Raw genomic sequence first — 18,015 nt, 5'->3', positions numbered from 1 at the left:
ACAAAATATCATATAAAGAAAAGAGGTTTGNNCCTCTTTTCTTTATATGACGCCTTCCTGTTTCTTTAATATGAATATCAGGTTACTGGTCTTTTTCGTTTTATCTATAATATCTATTGTAAAACCATTTGTTGCGGCCCACTGCGTTATAAAGCTTTTGCTGATAAAGTGCAGGTCGTTTTGCGTCTTATTAAAATTGACAATACGGGTAGAATATTTTTCACTCAATTCCGTCCCTTTATGCCGCTCGGCCAGGTCTTTTACCCCATCCCTGATGATCAAAATGCCGTTTGTACCTAAGGCTTCCTTACAACGGTTGAGTAATGCAGTCTGTTGCTCCGGTAGTAGATAATGCAATACATCACTGATGATAATACCGTCACAAGGATTTAACGTATATTGGTTGATATCGGCATGTTCAAAGCGAATCTTATCGGGATTGTTTTTGTAATTATGTTGTGCCGTCTCTATCTTTTCCTCGTCATAATCCACACCGATAAAGGTCCGGTCTTCCGATGCCCAGTGCAGCATATAGGTCATAAAACCATAGCCGCAACCCAGGTCATAAAAGATTCCTTTTCGCGGTAGTAAGGGATGGAAAAGTTCATAATTCCCTTCCAGAGCCGTTTTGATCCGGCAATACCATTCCAATACAGGGCCTTTGTAGGTATTGCTTCTGATCAGCTGCTCCCTGAAATAACCGGGTGTTTCCTTTTGTGTTTTGAGGTCGGCAAATGCCGTTTTGAAATATAAGGAAATGGATTTTGTGCGGTCTTTTACCGTGTCGCCCCAACTACGATCTGCATAGGCAATTGGCGCCAGCATTTGTAGCCTTATCGTGCCGTCTTTTAATAAAAAATCGCCTTTTTGCATGGTATAATGCACTCCGTGTAAGATAATGGGTACAATGTCCAGTTGTAACTGTTCCGAAACATAAAAGGCGCCTTTATGAAACCTGCTGATCTTATCTGTTTTGGAACGGGTGCCTTCCGGAAAGACAACGATGCCGTACCCACGTGCAACCAGGTCCCGTAATGGTTCTATGCTTTCTTCAGCGCCATCTGCCACCGGGTAGTATTCTGCCATCCGAACCACCGCGCCAAACACAGGCGATCGATAGACCCATTTGTTGGTCAGCAGCACCAGTTTCGGGTGTAGCATGGTCATGAGTAAAATATCTAAAAACGAACTGTGGTTGGCAATGTAAACGGCCGGGCGGTCAAAGCTTACTTTTGGGTCTATCGTGAGGATCTTGGTCAGATTGATCATCACATACAGCACGCTCTTATTGTATTTGCTCAGCAAATAATGAAAGACATATTTGCCCCGCTTTTGTCCGATAATATTGAGTTTGACCAGAATGAAACCTGCGATACTCACGATCATACAGCCCGTGAAAAAATAAAGAAAGGCAAAGACCGATTTGGTAAGGCTCCATAAAGTAAAGGGCATAAAACCTTTACTGGCTCTCTTTTGGATTAAAAAATTAAAGAGAAAGGGTTGCAGTACCTGCGAGATAAAGACAACGCAAACAAGGCCAACGACAGAAATTAAGGCAATAGACTGCAAGGCCGGGTGTTTAGCAAAGATTAAGGTACCCAATCCCGTAATGGTCGTTAAGACCGAGAGATAGACGGCCGATCGTGCAGATTTAATATGATTCTTGCCCGTCCGGTATTTCTCCATCAGGCTATCCATCATAAAAATACTGTAATCATCCCCCAGACCAAAGAGCAGGGTCGCAATAATAATATTGACAATGTTGAACTTTAAGCCGAATAAGGTCATAATGCCCATGATCCAAATCCAGGAGATCATCATGGGTAAAAAAGAGATCAGTGCGAGTTCAAACCGGCCATAAGCGATGAGCAGCGCCAGGAAAACCAGGCCACCGGATATATATAAGATCTTATTAAAGTCGTTTTGCAACAAGGATAGTAAACTTTCCGAAACCGATTGCCGGTCTGTTGCGATCAAATCCTTCTGCTGTGCAAAGGCTTTTAATACCTGTGCCCTGTGTTCCGGTGCGACCTTTAAGGTGGCAATAGCATAAGATTTTTGAGCATCCTGGGCAAAAGAACTCGGTAAAATCTGTTGCAGAAAAGCAGTAGTCGCCGTATCGAAAGGGCTGTATTTTTGCCTTAGCGTCGTTTCAAAAGCGGCAAAAGCATCCGGGCTAAACCCTGCAGCGGCAGCCGCTTTCCGAACGCTAAGGAGTGTGGCTTCGATCTTTTCTTCGGTCCAGTAAGCCTGCCATCGGACAATGCGTTTTTGTTGCTCTGCCAGAGAAGGAAGCACCGTTGTCGGATTGATCACTTTTTTGATCGCCTGCTGCCGGTATAACTGCTGGATCATCGGGCTGGATTGCTCCAGCTTAAGAGCAGCTTGTTCCGCATCGGCTCCTTTTGCTACAATAAACACCGAGCTGAGGGCAAAAGCATTGTCTTTATTCAGTTGTTCCTGTGCTTTGGCGAGTTTCGGGCTCATATAATTAAGCTTCATCAAATCTCCGTCAAACTGTACCTTTTTGGCAAAATGCCATAAAACCGGGGTCAGTAGCAGCACAAAAGCCAAAAGCCATTTATTTCCTTCGGGTTTCCAATGGGCTATTTTGTCGATCAGATTTTCCTTAACCGCTCCATGATCCGTTTTCGGCCTTGGGGTAATATGAGGCAAAAAGATCAGGGTGAACAAAGAGGCGCCGAGTAAACTGAATGCGGCAAAAGTACCCAGATCTTGGAGCAGGGGGGCATTGGCAAAGCGCAAGGCAAAAAAAGCACCAATGGTGGTAATGGCACCCAGAGTGAGGGGTAAGACCAATCCTTTCACATTGTCCCGCATATCCGGATGGGTACGCGCATGGCTCATAAAGTGTACCGAAAAATCTACGGCAATACCCAGGATGATGGCACCCGCACCAATCGCAATCACAGAGACAGTCCCTTGTAATAAAGCCGTCATGGACATGCCAAACAAGGCCCCGAAGACCACCGGTATAATGATAATCAAGGGTGTTCTTTTCCGGCGGAATACATAATAGGTTAAGGCCAGAATAAGGATGATGGTAATACTGAGGGTGAGGCTAGAATCCTGTTGCATCTGCGCAGCATTCGCGGCCGCTACAGCCACACCACCGAAATACTGTACTTCAGCACCTTTATATTGTTGTTGGAAGGTATTCAGGATCTGATCCAGACTAGCCATAAAGGCTTTGTTTTTGCCGGTTTCGCCGGAAGCATACTTAGGGGTAACAAAAAAAGTTAATTTGTTCAGGCTTTTATTAAAGATATAGCCATTATATAATTCATAATTCGGATCAAAATTGAGCGACTGCATTTTATCAAAAGCCAGCGGCATCATACCGATAGGATCGGAAGCTACCCAGTTTTTGGCCACCATACCGGCCGGCGACAAGAGTAATTTGTGCAGCTGTTCAAAATTAGCCGGCATCCGCTCCGGATTGCTGAGGGTATCCAGCTTTTGATAATCGGCTTCGTTGAGGAATAAGGGTAGATACTGCAAGGCGATGTCGGAGAACTGCTGCTCTTTGTCATTATTATTAATGCTTTGTATGGCATTAATGTATTGCGTTTGCAAGGGCTTCAGCCGCTCTTCGAGCTGCTGTTGTAGCGCGATAAGGCTATCCGGGTTTTGCAGTGTGCTGTCTTTAAAGCTAAGGGTAAATACCAGTTGCTCTCCTGTCTTTGTCTTGTTCAGGATATTGCCCATTGCTTCGATGGTTGGGTCGTGCGGGATCATTTTATTGATATCGCTTTCGAAGCGGATGCGGGTAGCCCCGGCGGCCACAAGCATAAAGAGCAGTGTAAAACTCCACCAGAACGCTTTGCGGTGGGTTTTGAAATAATCGAATATATTCAGGAATACGGTTTGCATAGTTTTGAGCCGGTAAAAATAAATGTATTCTTTTGAAATCATACAGAATTGAAGGGTAATAAATAAAATATAATAATGTGTACAACTATATTTTTATCTGCACGGCCGCTTTTTTACTTTTGTCGTCCAAAATTCGGGAGAGATTATGCATTATCGTTTTATCGCAGTAGAAGGGAATATCGGTTCTGGAAAAACTACTTTAGCCAGCCGCTTGGCGGCACATTACCAAGCTACATTGATCTTGGAAACCTTTTCTGAAAATCCGTTTATATCTACTTTTTATGACAATCAGGCGCAAAATGCACTGCCTTTAGAGCTGCATTTTTTGCTCGATCGTTTTGAACAGTTGCAGCAGGTAGATGCTAAGGCATCGATGCTGGTTTCGGATTATTTATACGGAAAATCCAATCTTTTTGCCGGAGTTACCCTCTCCCAAAATGAAATGGAGCTGTTTAAGCGGGTGATGGATAACCTGAAACCGAATATTCAGAAACCGGATTTGCTCATCTATTTACATGCTTCGATCAGTAAATTGAAACAAAATATTCAACGCAGGGGTCGTAGCTTCGAGCAGAATATCAGTACGGAATACCTGGAGAAAGTGCAAAATGCGTATCAACCATTTTTAAAGCAACATTCTAAGGTGTTGATGGTGGAAATGAACGATGTGGATTTTGAAAAAGAAGAACACTTTCAGCAGCTGGTGCAGTTCCTGGAGCGGGACTATGATTTTGAAAATCATATCTTCAGCGTGCAATAAGCGAATATCTTATACAATCCCCCGTTCTGGGGGATTTTTGTATGAATCCTTTTAATCCAGCAAAAAGCATTGTAAATTGCGTTGATTTCTATTCAAACCATAAAATAGTATAATGAAGAAAATTTTATTATCGCTTGCCGCTGCCTGTATGTTACTCAGTGCGCGTGCCGACGAAGGGATGTGGATACCGATGCTGATTGGTAAAAACATTGATTCAATGAAAGCCAAAGGTTTTCGTCTATCTGCCGAAGATGTTTACAGCATCAATCAGGCGAGCCTTAAAGATGCGATCGTCCACTTTGGCGGCGGTTGTACCGGCGAGATCATCTCTGCAAACGGTCTGTTGATCACCAATCACCACTGTGGTTATGGTAATATCGCTGATCTGAGCACCGTAGAGAAAAACTATTTGGAAGATGGCTTCTGGGCTAAATCTATCGAACAGGAATTGCCTGCTGCAGGTCTAAGTGTGAAATTCTTAGTAAGAATGGAAGACGTAACCGAAAAAGTAAATGCGGCGACTAAAAAAACAAAGAAAACAGAAAAAATGTTAGCGGCGATTACTGATGCAGCTAATGAAGGAGGGAAATATGCTTCACAGATTTCTTCATATTTTGGAGGAAATCAATATTTCCTGTTGGTTTATGAAGTATATACTGATGTACGCCTGGTAGGTACACCGCCTAAATCTTTAGGTAAATATGGTGGCGATACCGATAACTGGATGTGGCCACGCCATACGGCCGATTTCTCTATGTTCCGCGTTTACGCCAATAAAGAGAACAGACCGGCTAAATTTTCCAGAGATAACGTTCCTTACAAACCTAAGAAATTCTTACCGGTAAATATCCAGGGCGTAGAGAAAAACGATTATGCGATGGTGATGGGATATCCCGGCCGTACCAATCGTTACGAAACCTCTTATGGTGTTGACTTGGCGATCAATGAAGTAAACCCATCTATCGTTAATTTACGTGATGCCCGTTTGGCCATTATGCGTAAATATATGCGTCAGGATAAAGCGGTGAACTTAAAACTGGCTTCCGGATATGCAAGCATTGCTAACTATTGGAAATACTTTATCGGACAAACAGAGCAATTAAAACGCCTTAATGTTATTGCCGATAAACAAAAGCAAGAAGCTGCCTTTACCGATTGGGCTGCGAAAAACCGCCCCGGCTATAAAGACGTAATGTCTCAATACGCAAAAGTATATGCTGCGTATCGCCCTTATGCAAAACAAAACGTGTATTTGTCAGAAGGTATTGCTGCGCCGGTATTGGCTAAATTAGCTGCCAGAGCCAGCACTTTGGCAAAAACCATAGAAGAAGGTAAGAAAGAAGATATCACGAAACTGGTACAAGCATTAAAAGCCTACAGAACCAACCTGATGGAAGATTATGTAGCACAGGTAGACCAAGAAATTCTGGCCAAAACAATGGAAATGTATTATACAGATATTCCTGCGAGCCAACAACCGGTAATCTACAATTCCGTAATCTTTAAAAAATTCGATAGCAACAAGCCTGCTGAAGCCTTTAAAAATTATGCAAAATATCTTGTAGACAATACAATATTATTGGATGATAAGAAATTTGATCATTTTGTGTTGAATCCAAGTGCAGAAGCTTTGAAAAATGATCCTGCCGTACAATATATGAGCAGCTTCCTGCAAAACCAGGATAAGAACTTTAAGGAGAAAACAGATGCTTATCAAACGGCAAAATCTCATTTGGCTAAAGATTATATCAATGGCTTAATGCAAATGCAACCGGAGAAAGCATGGTCTCCTGATGCAAACTCTACCATGCGCGTAACTTACGGTAGTGTGGGTGGTTACAAACCTCAGGATGCCGTTTCTTATGATTATTACACCACTATTGATGGTTTAATGGCAAAATATAAGCAAGGTGATTATGAGTTTGACTTACCAAAAGAATTTATCAAATTATATAATGATAAAAACTTCGGTCAGTATGCCAATGCGGATGGTACCATCGTAACTTGTTTTGTAACGAATAACGATATTACCGGTGGTAACAGCGGTAGCCCGGTGATTAATAAAAACGGGGAGCTGATCGGTTTGGCCTTTGATGGTAATTGGGAAGCGATGAGTGGTGATATCGCTTTCGACAAACAATACAAAAGAACGATTGTGGTGGACTCCCGCTTTGTTTTATTCATTATCGATAAATTGGGCGGTGCCAAAAATCTGATCGACGAAATGCAAGTCGTAAAATAATATTACTTAAGTTTACAATGCTACGGTCGTAAGGGTCGTAGCATTTGTTTTTATATCATGTTTTCTTAATCACAATGCGAATGAAAAAATATATACTCTTAGTAAGTGCGTTTATTGCCGCTCATGCCGCACAAGCGCAAGACAAGCAGTTCAGCATGAAAGATGCGGTATTGGGGCTGAGAACCAATCTTGCCATCGATAATGTAAACCAGTTAAGCTGGCTGAAAAATGAAGATGCTTTTGTGTTCAACAAAAACAATGAACTCATCAAGACGGCTGTTCCTTCCATGAGGCAAACACCCTGGATCTCCCTGAGCGGATTCAATCAGCTTTTGTTTGGTAAGGATAGCCTTAAGGCGATTCCGGCCATTAACTGGACAAACAGCGTTCCATATTTCCAGTTGAAAAACGATCTGTACTTTTTAGGGAATCCCAATGCCAATTTTTTGGTAGACAAGCCCTTGAATATTGATCCTAAGGCACAGAATACAACCATAAAAGACCGGCTGATCGCGTATACCATAGATCAGAACCTGTACCTGATTGATGCCCAAAAAAATAAGCATACCATTACCAATGATGCCGGTAGCGGGATCAAAAACGGTCAGAGTGTACATCGTAATGAATTCGGGATTGATGGCGGGATCTTTATCTCTCCAAAAAATAATTACGTGGCTTTCTACCGTATGGATGAAAGCATGGTCAATGATTATCCGGTTATTGACTGGGCCAGCACACCGGCGCAAAATGAAAATATTAAATACCCGATGGCCGGTGGTAAATCACATGAGGTGACGGTAGGGGTGTATAATATTGCGACCAAACAAACGGTATTCCTGAAAACGGGTATGCCTAAAGATCAGTACCTGACTTGTGTTACCTGGAGTCCCGACGAACAATCTGTTTTTGTTGCGGTACTGAACAGGGCGCAAAATCATATGTGGTTAAATCAGTATGATGCCAGAACGGGTGCTTTCTTAAAAACGTTGTTTGAAGAGCAAGATGATAAGTATGTAGAACCGCAACATGAGTTGCATTTCTTACCCAACAGCAATACAGAATTCTTGTGGTGGAGCCAGCGCAGCGGGTTTATGCACCTGTACCGCTACAATGTGAGTGGTAAATTACTGAATACCGTTACTTCTGGTGCCTGGCTGGTGAATGAAATTGTGGGTGATAATGCAAAAGCAAATGAAGTGATCATTACGGCGACCAAAGAATCTGCTAAAGAAAGACATATCTATGCCGTAAACTGGAAGAGCGGCGCGATGAAAAGAATCGATAAAGCGGCCGGGGTACATATGGCAGACGCTAATAGCAACGGGACTTATATCCTGGATCGCTATACAAATGCAACAACGCCTCGCAATATCGAAGTGTTTAATAGCAATGGTAAACTGGTACAAAATATTCTGACGGCCAAAGATCCTTTAGTATCTTATAACCGCCCTAAAGTGGAAGACGTAACCCTAATGGCCGACGATGGTACGCCATTGTTTGGTAAAATTGTGTATCCGGCCAATTTCGACCGGACGAAAAAATACCCGACAATCGTATACCTGTATAATGGTCCTCATGTTCAATTGGTGACCAATACTTATCCGGCCAGCGGCAATCTTTGGTATGAGTATATGGCACAACGTGGATATGTGATCTTTACGATGGATGGCCGCGGCAGTGGCAACCGTGGACAGAAATTTGAACAAGCTACGTTCCGTCAATTGGGTACCGTAGAAATGAATGATCAGTTAGTAGGCGTTCAGTACCTTAAATCCTTACCTTTTGTAGATGCGGCGAGAATGGGTGTGCATGGCTGGAGCTTCGGCGGGTTTATGACTACTTCTTTGATGTTGCGTCATCCGGGTGTATTTAAAGTGGGTGTAGCCGGTGGCCCGGTAATCGACTGGAGTCTGTATGAGATCATGTACACCGAGCGGTATATGGACATGCCTCAGGAAAATCCTAAAGGCTATGCCGATAATAATTTGCTGACCAAAGTAGATCAACTGAAAGGTAAGCTTTTGATGATCCACGGCGCACAGGATGATGTTGTGGTATGGCAGCATTCCATGAAATTTATCAAGGCTTGTGTCGACAAAGGGGTACAGATGGATTACTTCGTTTATCCCGGTCATCAACACAATGTACTCGGCAAAGACAGGGTGCATTTGATGCAGAAAATTGCAGACTATTTTGATGATTATCTAAAATAATTCCTATATTAGTGCTTAACTTTAAACGGTTAAGCACTTTTGTTTACAATAACATAATATGAATTATTTGTTAAGAGTGGTTAATATTGCCGAAAGTTTTAAAATTACAAATCCTGATGCTTCCAAAAGGTAAAATACTTGTTGTAGACGATGAACAACCAATCGTAGAGTTTATTTGTTACAACTTAGAAAAAGCAGGTTACGAGGTTGCCTCTTCTACAAACGGCAATGACGCGGTACGCGTAGCCAAACACTTTAATCCCGATTTGATTTTATTGGACGTGATGATGCCGGGAAAAGACGGTTTTCAGACCATAAAAGAATTAAGACAAATCCCGAGTTTAGACAGCACTATCGTTATTTTCTTAACCGCCATGAGCGATGAGAAATCGGAGATTATGGGACTGGAACTTGGCGCGGATGACTATATCACCAAACCCATCAAACCCGATTTATTAGTTACTCGTTTGAATATTGCCCTTCGCCGGGTAAGAAAAGACAGAGATGAAGAATCGGTATTGAACTTTGGCGATCTGGTGATCAATAAAACCAAATTTTCTGTTACCTACAAAGACCAGGAAATCGTACTTGCTAAGAAAGAATTTGAACTCCTGAATCTCTTGGCGGCAAAACCGGGTAGGGTATTTTTGAGAAATGAAATCTTACAGAAAGTATGGGGCACCGATGTTATTGTCGGCGACAGAACCATCGATGTGCATGTGCGTAAGATTCGTCAAAAAATGGGTATTGATTTGATTACCACTGTAAAAGGTGTAGGCTATAAATTTGAAATGGCCGAATAATTTCTTTGATTTAATTATTTATTTTTATATATTTGTGTGCAAAGAGTTCAACATGAAAAGAATAATCACAAGTTTCGCACTATTGTTTGCTACCACCCTTAGCATGCAAGTATTTGCACAACAAGCAACAACGGCTAACAGTAAAGAATATAATGTGTACTATACACAGGATATTCCTTATGTAGACGATCAGGCCTCCAATAAAAAAATGGAGCAACTCGATAAAATGTTTAAAGACTACGTAGTAGTTGCCCAGAAAAATCAGGCGACTAAAACCGCAGATCTTAAAAACAAAATCATGTCCTGGAAAACCGATAATCAGACCTGGATTGAAGAACTGGATGCTTTTCAGTCTAAGATGGTCAAGCAATGGTTTGACAATGCCGCAAAATCTTTAAGATTATACGATAATAAATAGACCTTTATATTTGGTCTCTTTAAAAAGGAATAGCCCTNNTTCAGGGCTATTCCTTTTTAAAACATTTTACTCATTAGTATATATCCGTTTTACCCTTTGAGAGACCGAAGTCATGATCTCATAAGGAATAGTGTCTGCCCAGCCTGCAAGTCTGCTTACCGGCAAATCTGGCCCGAATACAGTCACCGCATCCCCTACCTTTACATCAGGAATGCCGGTAATGTCCAGCATACACATATCCATGCAAATAGAACCCAGTGTAGGGGCAAACATTCCGTGTATCATCATTCCCCCCTTGCCATTGCCGAAGTCGCGGAAATAGCCGTCTGCATAGCCAATGCTGACTGTTGCAACCGTGCTGTCCTGGTACAAAGTGCCTCTTCTACTATAACCAACCGTTTCCCCCGCTTTCAGGGTACGGATCTGGGCGATAGTTGTTTTGAGGATACCCACATTTTGCAACTGGTCTTGTGTAGCTTTATTGGCATCTACACCATACAGCCCGATACCGAGGCGAACCATATCGAATTGCAGATCCGGAAAGCGGGAGATCGCGGAGGTGTTGCATAAGTGGCGTATGGGCTGGTAAGGGAGTGCGGCCAATAACTGATCGCTCATTCTGGTATACCGTTCTGCCTGTAATTGGGTAAACGAATCAAAACTAGCCTCATCACTACCCGCCAAATGACTGAAGATACTCTTTACCTCAATATGATGCGTGCTGTTCAGGATACTGATCAGAAGGGGCAACTCTTCCTCATTAAAGCCCAGGCGATGCATACCCGTGTCCAGTTTAATATGAATCGGGTAGGCGCTACTGTCTTTTTGTTGTGCGATCTTGATGAAATTCTCCAATGATTGCAGGCTGAAGATTTCCGGTTCTATCTTCCACGAAATCATTTGCTCATAAGAACCCAGTTCCGGGCTCATAACCATAATAGGCAGGGTAATGCCTGATTTTCTTAAGGCAATACCTTCATCCAGATAGGCGACCGTCAGGTAATCGACACCGGCATATTGCAATAAGCTGGCGATCTCATAACTTCCGGTACCGTAAGAAAAAGCTTTGACCATGGCCATAAGCTTTACACCCGGCCGGAGCATTTTCTGATAAACCTTTAAATTGCTGTGCATGGCCGATAGGTCTACCTCCATCACAGTTGTATGCTTCTTCTCCTCCAGAATAGCCTCTATTTTTTCAAACTCAAAATCCCGGGCACCCTTAAGTAAAATCGTTTCATTTGTAAAATCACTCGTGGAAAAATTTTGCAGAAAGGCCTCCGTATTGTCGAAAAATACCTGTTCGATTTGTGGGAAAGCCGCAAAGGCTTCCTGGTGTTGCCGCATGTTTTTCCCAATACCAATCAGCCGGTCTATCCCTTTCTGATTGATTAGTGCCGCTACTTTCTGGTAAAATTGCTCATGATTTTTTTTGATCTGCAAAATGTCCGATAGAATAATCGTCTTTTTACCATGTTGTTTTTGCTGATTCAGGAAATCCAAAGCGATTTGAAGCGAGGTATAATCTGAATTATAAGAGTCATTGATCAGGGTACAATTATTGATCCCTTCTACCAGCTGCAGCCGCATGGCCACAGGATGCAAACGGGTCATTAATGATGCAATCTGTTCAGCGGCAATACCTAAGTGTAGCAGGGTACACCAGCAATGGATTGCATTCTCGATATATGCTTTGTCGGTATACGGAATAGCCAGGTGTATATCCTGACCCTGATATAGCGCATGAATGTGGGTATAGGGACCGGCAACGGTCGTATCCAATATCCGTAGGGTCGCTTCCTCCCGGTAAGACCAGGTAAATAAATCCAAAGGCTGTGTTCCCTGAGCAATTCGTGCCTCATTCAGCGCCTGGACACCTGCTTGCAAATCGGGATTATCAATACCGTAAATCAGCAGCTTTGCATGGGTGAACAGCAGGAGTTTTTCGTTTATTTTCTGTGCTTTATTGTCGAATCCTTCGCTATGCGCATCTCCGATATTGGTAATGATCCCGATGTCAGGCCGCATCATGGCTTCGGCTTTGGCCATCTCGCCGGGCTGGGAAATGCCGGCTTCGAAAATGCCGATACTGTTTTCCGATTGCATCAGCCACAGCGAAAGGGGAATCCCGATTTGAGAATTGTAACTTTTGGGGCTGCGCACCGGACCGGCATTTTGATTGTAGGGCGCGCATTGCGACAATAATTCATACAACCATTCCTTCACGATCGTTTTGCCATTACTGCCCGTAATGCCAATCACAGGATAATCATATTTCAAGCGGTTGGCCCGCCCTATTTGTTGTAAGGCATCCAGGGTATTGGCTACATAAAGAAAGACTGCATCCGGATATAAATCGGAATCGACCGGTTGGGCAACTATGAAATGACGGATACCCTTGTTATAGGCATTTTCAAGATACTGATGCCCGGCCCTGTTATTGCCGTTCAGGGCAATAAAAATGGCATAAGTCGCATTCACGATTTTTCGCGTATCAATAATAATTTCCTGAATATCAATATCATGAACTGGTTCTGGAACAGATAAATGCAGGGCTTGAAATATAGCAGAAAGTAACATGTCGTTTGTTTGTGGCTAAAGTTTGGAAACAGCCTTCTGTTGTCGGTTCTGTGTCAATGGCTTGTTTCGTGTATGCAAAGTTACATTTCCTTTAATTAGTACAAAAAACAAGATTTTCTTTTTGATTTTAGCTAATTTGAGCCCAACTTTACCACTCAGATATCTTTGGTATGAACAGATTGAAACAAATAGTCTTTGCCCTCGGATGGAGCGTAATGGCGGCCTGCTCCTCGGCACATTATACAGTAGCCACTTATCAACCCAAACTGATCACCATTTCCGATACCATTGCGCCCGATAAGTCGATGACTGCTTTTCTGCAGCCTTATAAGCAAAAGATGGATAGCAATATGAACCAGGTGATCGGTACTTCTGAGGTGAGCCTGAGCAAGGCGCAGCCGGAAAGCAATATGGGCAATTTTGTAGCCGATGCACAGCTGGAGGCGGCGCAGAAGCTGAATGCCAAAGTACAGGTCTCTGTGGTGAATTATGGCGGTTTGCGTATTCCGTTTATCGGTAAGGGAAATATTACCAAAGGGAAGATTTACGAGCTGATGCCCTTTGATAATATGGTGACGATTGTAGATGTACCCGGTACCATTCTGGTTGAATTCTGCAATCACATCGCCAAACGCAAAGGCTGGCCGGTAAGCGGCCTGAGTTTTACCATCAAAAATGAACAGGCAGAAGGCATTCTGGCCAATGGCGCGGCCATCAACCCGCACCTGATCTACAAAGTAGCCTTATCCGATTATATTGCCAATGGAGGAGACGATTGTGATTTCCTGAAGAGCTGTAAGCGGTATCCTTCTCCTGTCTTTTTAAGAGATGCCATTATGGATAAAGTAAAGGCAGGAGCGCTGGCTCAAAATAGTATTTATGCAACAACCCAAAACAGGATTATTTATGCAGACTAGAAGAGATTTTATCAGGAAAGTTGCGATGGGCGGCGGTTTACTCGCAGCCAATGCTTTTCCTTTTGATGCTTTGGCACAACAGGATATTACGATAACGATATTACACACCAATGATACGCATTCCCGTTTAGATCCTTTTCCTGCAGATGACCGGAATTTCCCGGGGCAGGGGGGCATTGTTGCCCGGGCCACAGCTATTGAGCAGATAAGAAAAGAACAGCACCATGTCTTACTGCTGGATGCCGGAGATATCTTTCAGGGTACACCCTATTTTAATGAGTATAAGGGCGAGCCGGAAATCAAGGCTATGAGTATGATGGGCTATGATGCCAGCACCATGGGAAACCATGACTTCGATATTGGTTTAGAGGAATTTATGGCACAAATGGGTAAAGCAAACTTTCCTTTTTTGGTCGCCAATTACAATTTCAATAAAACCATATTAGAGGGCAAGATCAAGCCTTATAAAGTGTTTAAAAAAGGCCCAGTTAAGATAGGGGTCTTTGGGTTGGGTATCCAGTTGCATGGTTTGGTGCCCCAGGAGAACTATGGTAAAATATGGTATAATGATCCCATAAAAACCGCCCTCGAGATCACGGAAAAACTGAAGAAAAAAGAAGGCTGTGATATGGTGATCTGCTTATCCCATCTGGGTTACAGCTATGAGGGAAAGAAGGTGAGTGACCGGGTAATTGCTGCAGAAACACAGGATATTGACCTGATTATCGGCGGGCATACCCATACCTTTCTGAATGAGCCTCAAAAGGTTAAAAATAAACTCGGAAAGGAAGTACTCATCAATCAGGTGGGCTGGGCCGGACTCCGCTTAGGACGAATAGATTTTGTTTTTGATCATAAGAAAGCCATAAAAAACACCAAAGCCAATACTGTAATTCTAGGCAAATAAACAAATGGAAAAAATTTTTTTTTTACACATTTTGTTTAGAATTTTGAATCCTTAACTCGCAAAGAGCATACGATCATTCTTCCGTGAAGAGCAGCCCAATTATGAGGGTCGTAGCGAACAAAAAACACAAACAGTTTGTAATGCGTAACTGTTCAGTATCCGGCTTTTTTTTAAAGCAATGGCTATACTGATGTGGATTTGTCGCCTTTGTAAGAAAAGAAATTATTAGCAGTACATTTGTATACCAGCAACTATAATCAACTAAATGAATCAAACTCAACCTACTATTCCGCAAGAACACCTTGACCCTGCAACCGCTTGGGAGAGGTGTATGCTAATCATTGAGGATAATGTCAACAGGAGGGCTTATCAGACGTGGTTCTTGCCGATTCGGGCGGTTGATTTGAGCAATAATATTTTGACCATCCAGGTGCCCAGCCAATTCTTTTATGAATGGTTGGAAGAGCATTATGTGGAATTGCTGGCCAAAACAATCAAAAGGGTATTAGGACGCGCAGGTCAGTTGGCCTACCGTATCCAGATGGAAAACAACTCGCAAAAGCAACCTGCCACCATGCAGCTGCCCGCCAGTAGTCATGCCAAACCCAGCAAGGAAAATAACTTTATCGACATGCCTTTGATGGTCGAGGATCCTTCTAAAATAAAGAATCCTTTTGCTATTCCGGGTATGAAGCGCATGCAGATCGATGCACAGCTGAATGCAAACCTGACCTTTGATAATTTTATTGAAGGGGAGTGTAACATTCTATGCCGGAACTCAGGTCTTCGGGTCGCGCAAAAACCGGGAGAAACTTCTTTTAATCCGCTGATGATCTTTGGCGGCACCGGTTGTGGTAAAACCCATTTAATGCAGGCGATCGGTAATGATGTACGCAAAATGCATCCGAACAAAACCGTTTTGTATGTAAGCGCAGAAAAGTTTATCAACCAATATATTGAACATTCCAAAAATCGTGAAGTAGGTGATTTTATTAACTTTTATCAGTTAATAGATGTCTTGCTGCTGGACGATATTCATATTTTTACCAATGCGCCTAAAGCGCAGGATGCCCTGTTTGCTATCTTCAATCACCTGCACCAAAACGGGAAGCAGATTGTGTTGACGAGCGATACGGCACCAAAGGATCTGGATGGCATGCAGGAACGCTTGTTAAGCCGTTTTCGCTGGGGTTTAACTGCCGAAATGTTACAACCCGACTTCGAGACCCGCAAGTCGATCCTGGAAGTGATCATGCGCAATGAAGGCACGGAGATTTCAGAAGAAGTAGCACAGTATATTGCCTTTAATATCCAAAATAATATCCGTGATTTGCGTGGCGCCGTCATCTCCATTCTGGCACAGTCTACTTTGCTGAAAAAAGATATTGATCTTGAATTGGCTAAGCGTGTGGTGAAGAACCTGATCAAAACACCAGAGAAAGAAATTTGCATTGGTGATATTCAGAAAATGGTGTGTAGCTATTTTAAAATCGACTACGATAAATTACAATCTAAGACCCGTACCGGCGATGTGGTGAATGCCCGTCAGATTGCGATGTACCTGGCCAAGAAGTTTACCAAATGTTCTTTGAAGACCATTGGTGATCATTTTGGGAAGCGCGATCATACGACCGTAATCCACTCTGTACAAAAAGTAGAAGACTTTTTGAAAACGGATGAAAAGTATAGAGAATCTTTTCTCGAAATCCAGCATAAAGTACAGCTGGCGGCTATGTAGACAAAAAATATTGCAAAGAAATTTTGTTTTTATTGAAAATAATTTTTACCTTTGCATCCCCTTTAGGTAACGAAAAGGGATAAGATCTTAAAGTATTGGTGAGGTGGATGAGTGGCTGAAATCACCAGTTTGCTAAACTGACGTACGGGTCAAACTGTACCGGGGGTTCGAATCCCCCCCTCACCGCACTTAAAGTCTTTATAGGGAAGTAGCGCAGTCCGGTAGCGCACCTGGTTTGGGACCAGGGGGTCGCAGGTTCGAACCCTGTCTTCCCTACATTAACAGTAAAGCCCCGCTCTTTGGAGTGGGGCTTTTGTTTTTCTACATTTTCATTCCATTTATTATAAATCAGTTGCGTGTGTCCTCCTGTTTTGTTGTACTTCCTCCGATAATAATAGCGCTTCATTTAGGGCATAATAAAAAATCGTAGCTCCTGATTTGTTGAACAAGCAGGGCATGCATAAAGAATCCGGGTGAATACCATGTATCTATTATATGGTGGATCATTCCATTACATTTTAAGGACTATTTTCCCGGCGGTACGGCGGGTTTCTACCTGTTGATGTGCCTCAGCCATAGATGCAAAGGGATATGTCCTGGCTATATATGACTTTAATGCGCCCGTTGAGAGTAAATCGGCAAATGCTCTCAGATCTGCGCCATTAAATTGCAATGCTCTTAAAGACAGGTGTACGTTTTTTTCTTTCGCTTTGGGCATGAGGTTCTCCTGTGTAAGCGCGACGATGGAGATAATGGTACCACCGGGTTTCGTTATTTCAATAGAACGTTCCAGCGTTTCGCCCCCGACGGTGTCTAAAACAAAATCGACATCTTTAATTACTTCCCAGAAATTTTCAGTTTGGTAATCGATGTGTTGATCAGCACCGAGTGCCACCACAAAATCATGATTTTTAGCAGAAGAAGTTGCGATTACCTCCGCGCCCAGGTACTTGGCTATTTGTACCGCATAATGACCCACACCCCCTGCAGCGCCATGAATAAGAATTCTGTCCCCTTTTTTGATATTCATTCCGTGAACCAGTGGTTGCCATGCGGTCAAACCAGCCATCGGCGAAGCCGCCGCTTCTTCGAAAGTGATATGCTTTGGTTTGTGCGCTAATAAACCCACATTTACCGCAACGAATGCTGCATAACCACGCGCATTTTGCAAAAGGGCAAAAACGGCATCACCTATCTCAAATCCGTCGGTATGCTCCGCCTTTTCTACAATCTCCCCGGCTATATCCCAACCCATTATTACGGGTCGCTCCTCACCGAATATATGCGTAATAAATGTCGGCGAATTACGATAAATGGTATCGGCCGGGTTTATACCGATGGCTTTTACCTTAATTAAAACTTCCCCGCTTTTTAAAGTGGGCCGCTCAGCTTCGCCAAGAATCAGTTTGTCGGTTCCTCCGGCTTCATATAGTAAATACGCTTTCATGATTCAAAAATCGGAATAAATTGTAATAATGATTTAGCCTGACGGGAATAATATTTCGTTAAAACGAACTGGAAGTGAATTTGTTGTTTCTTTTAT

11 protein-coding genes and 2 tRNA genes are annotated in these 18,015 nt (G+C 42.8%); 10 read left to right on the top strand and 3 right to left on the bottom strand.

Annotated elements, in window-relative coordinates:
* Positions 1 to 42: 42 nt before the first annotated feature.
* On the bottom strand, positions 43 to 3,894 hold the full coding sequence (locus DBR32_RS01665; protein ID WP_158605877.1) for a trifunctional MMPL family transporter/lysophospholipid acyltransferase/class I SAM-dependent methyltransferase: 3,852 nt from the start codon (positions 3,892 to 3,894) through the stop codon (positions 43 to 45).
* Between the two features lie 145 nt (positions 3,895 to 4,039).
* Here DBR32_RS01665 and DBR32_RS01660 point away from each other — a divergent pair, with 145 nt between their 5' ends.
* The 5 genes from DBR32_RS01660 (at position 4,040) to DBR32_RS01640 (ending at position 10,330) form a co-directional block, all read left to right on the top strand.
* Positions 4,040 to 4,654 carry a deoxynucleoside kinase gene (locus DBR32_RS01660; RefSeq protein WP_124634546.1) on the top strand — a complete coding sequence of 205 codons (615 nt, stop codon included), beginning with the start codon at positions 4,040 to 4,042 and terminating at the stop codon, positions 4,652 to 4,654.
* A gap of 112 nt (positions 4,655 to 4,766) precedes the next feature.
* Positions 4,767 to 6,896 (top strand): S46 family peptidase, encoded by a 2,130-nt coding sequence (locus tag DBR32_RS01655; RefSeq protein WP_124634545.1) that lies wholly within the window; start codon positions 4,767 to 4,769, stop codon positions 6,894 to 6,896.
* Positions 6,897 to 6,976: 80 nt separating this feature from the next.
* Positions 6,977 to 9,109: a DPP IV N-terminal domain-containing protein gene (locus DBR32_RS01650; protein WP_124634544.1), complete on the top strand. Its 2,133-nt coding sequence runs from the start codon at positions 6,977 to 6,979 to the stop codon at positions 9,107 to 9,109.
* A gap of 116 nt (positions 9,110 to 9,225) precedes the next feature.
* Positions 9,226 to 9,912, top strand: coding sequence for a response regulator transcription factor (locus DBR32_RS01645; protein ID WP_124634543.1), 687 nt, complete (start codon positions 9,226 to 9,228; stop codon positions 9,910 to 9,912).
* Positions 9,913 to 9,964: 52 nt separating this feature from the next.
* Complete coding sequence (locus DBR32_RS01640; RefSeq protein WP_124634542.1) at positions 9,965 to 10,330, top strand: hypothetical protein; 366 nt, start codon at positions 9,965 to 9,967, stop codon at positions 10,328 to 10,330.
* 66 nt (positions 10,331 to 10,396) lie between these two features.
* On the opposite strand, the gene DBR32_RS01635 is transcribed toward DBR32_RS01640, so the two are convergent.
* Positions 10,397 to 12,910, bottom strand: coding sequence for a bifunctional UDP-N-acetylmuramoyl-tripeptide:D-alanyl-D-alanine ligase/alanine racemase (locus tag DBR32_RS01635; protein WP_124634541.1), 2,514 nt, complete (start codon positions 12,908 to 12,910; stop codon positions 10,397 to 10,399).
* A gap of 170 nt (positions 12,911 to 13,080) precedes the next feature.
* On the opposite strand from DBR32_RS01635, the gene DBR32_RS01630 reads away from it, so the two are divergent.
* The 5 genes from DBR32_RS01630 to DBR32_RS01610 all read left to right on the top strand — a co-directional run bounded on the left by DBR32_RS01630 (position 13,081) and on the right by DBR32_RS01610 (position 16,748).
* Positions 13,081 to 13,827 (top strand): 5'-nucleotidase C-terminal domain-containing protein, encoded by a 747-nt coding sequence (locus DBR32_RS01630; protein ID WP_124634540.1) that lies wholly within the window; start codon positions 13,081 to 13,083, stop codon positions 13,825 to 13,827.
* Complete coding sequence (locus DBR32_RS01625; protein WP_124634539.1) at positions 13,817 to 14,734, top strand: bifunctional UDP-sugar hydrolase/5'-nucleotidase; 918 nt, start codon at positions 13,817 to 13,819, stop codon at positions 14,732 to 14,734. Before DBR32_RS01630 ends, DBR32_RS01625 begins: the two co-directional genes overlap by 11 nt.
* 265 nt (positions 14,735 to 14,999) lie before the next feature.
* Positions 15,000 to 16,472, top strand: a complete 1,473-nt coding sequence (gene dnaA / locus DBR32_RS01620; RefSeq protein WP_124634538.1) for a chromosomal replication initiator protein DnaA — start codon at positions 15,000 to 15,002, stop codon at positions 16,470 to 16,472.
* Between the two features lie 97 nt (positions 16,473 to 16,569).
* Positions 16,570 to 16,658 (top strand) — tRNA-Ser (locus DBR32_RS01615).
* A 16-nt stretch (positions 16,659 to 16,674) separates the two neighbouring features.
* Positions 16,675 to 16,748 (top strand) — tRNA-Pro (locus tag DBR32_RS01610).
* Between the two features lie 235 nt (positions 16,749 to 16,983).
* Here the strand turns inward: DBR32_RS01610 and DBR32_RS01605 are convergent.
* Entirely contained in the window at positions 16,984 to 17,919 is a 936-nt protein-coding gene (locus DBR32_RS01605; RefSeq protein ID WP_124634537.1) for an NADP-dependent oxidoreductase, read from the bottom strand.
* Positions 17,920 to 18,015: the final 96 nt, after the last annotated feature.

Source organism: Taibaiella sp. KBW10, assembly GCF_003852495.1.
GTDB lineage: Bacteria > Bacteroidota > Bacteroidia > Chitinophagales > Chitinophagaceae > Edaphocola.
The sequence above is the reverse complement of the archived record's forward strand: the minus strand, read 5'-3'. Positions and strand labels throughout refer to the sequence as shown.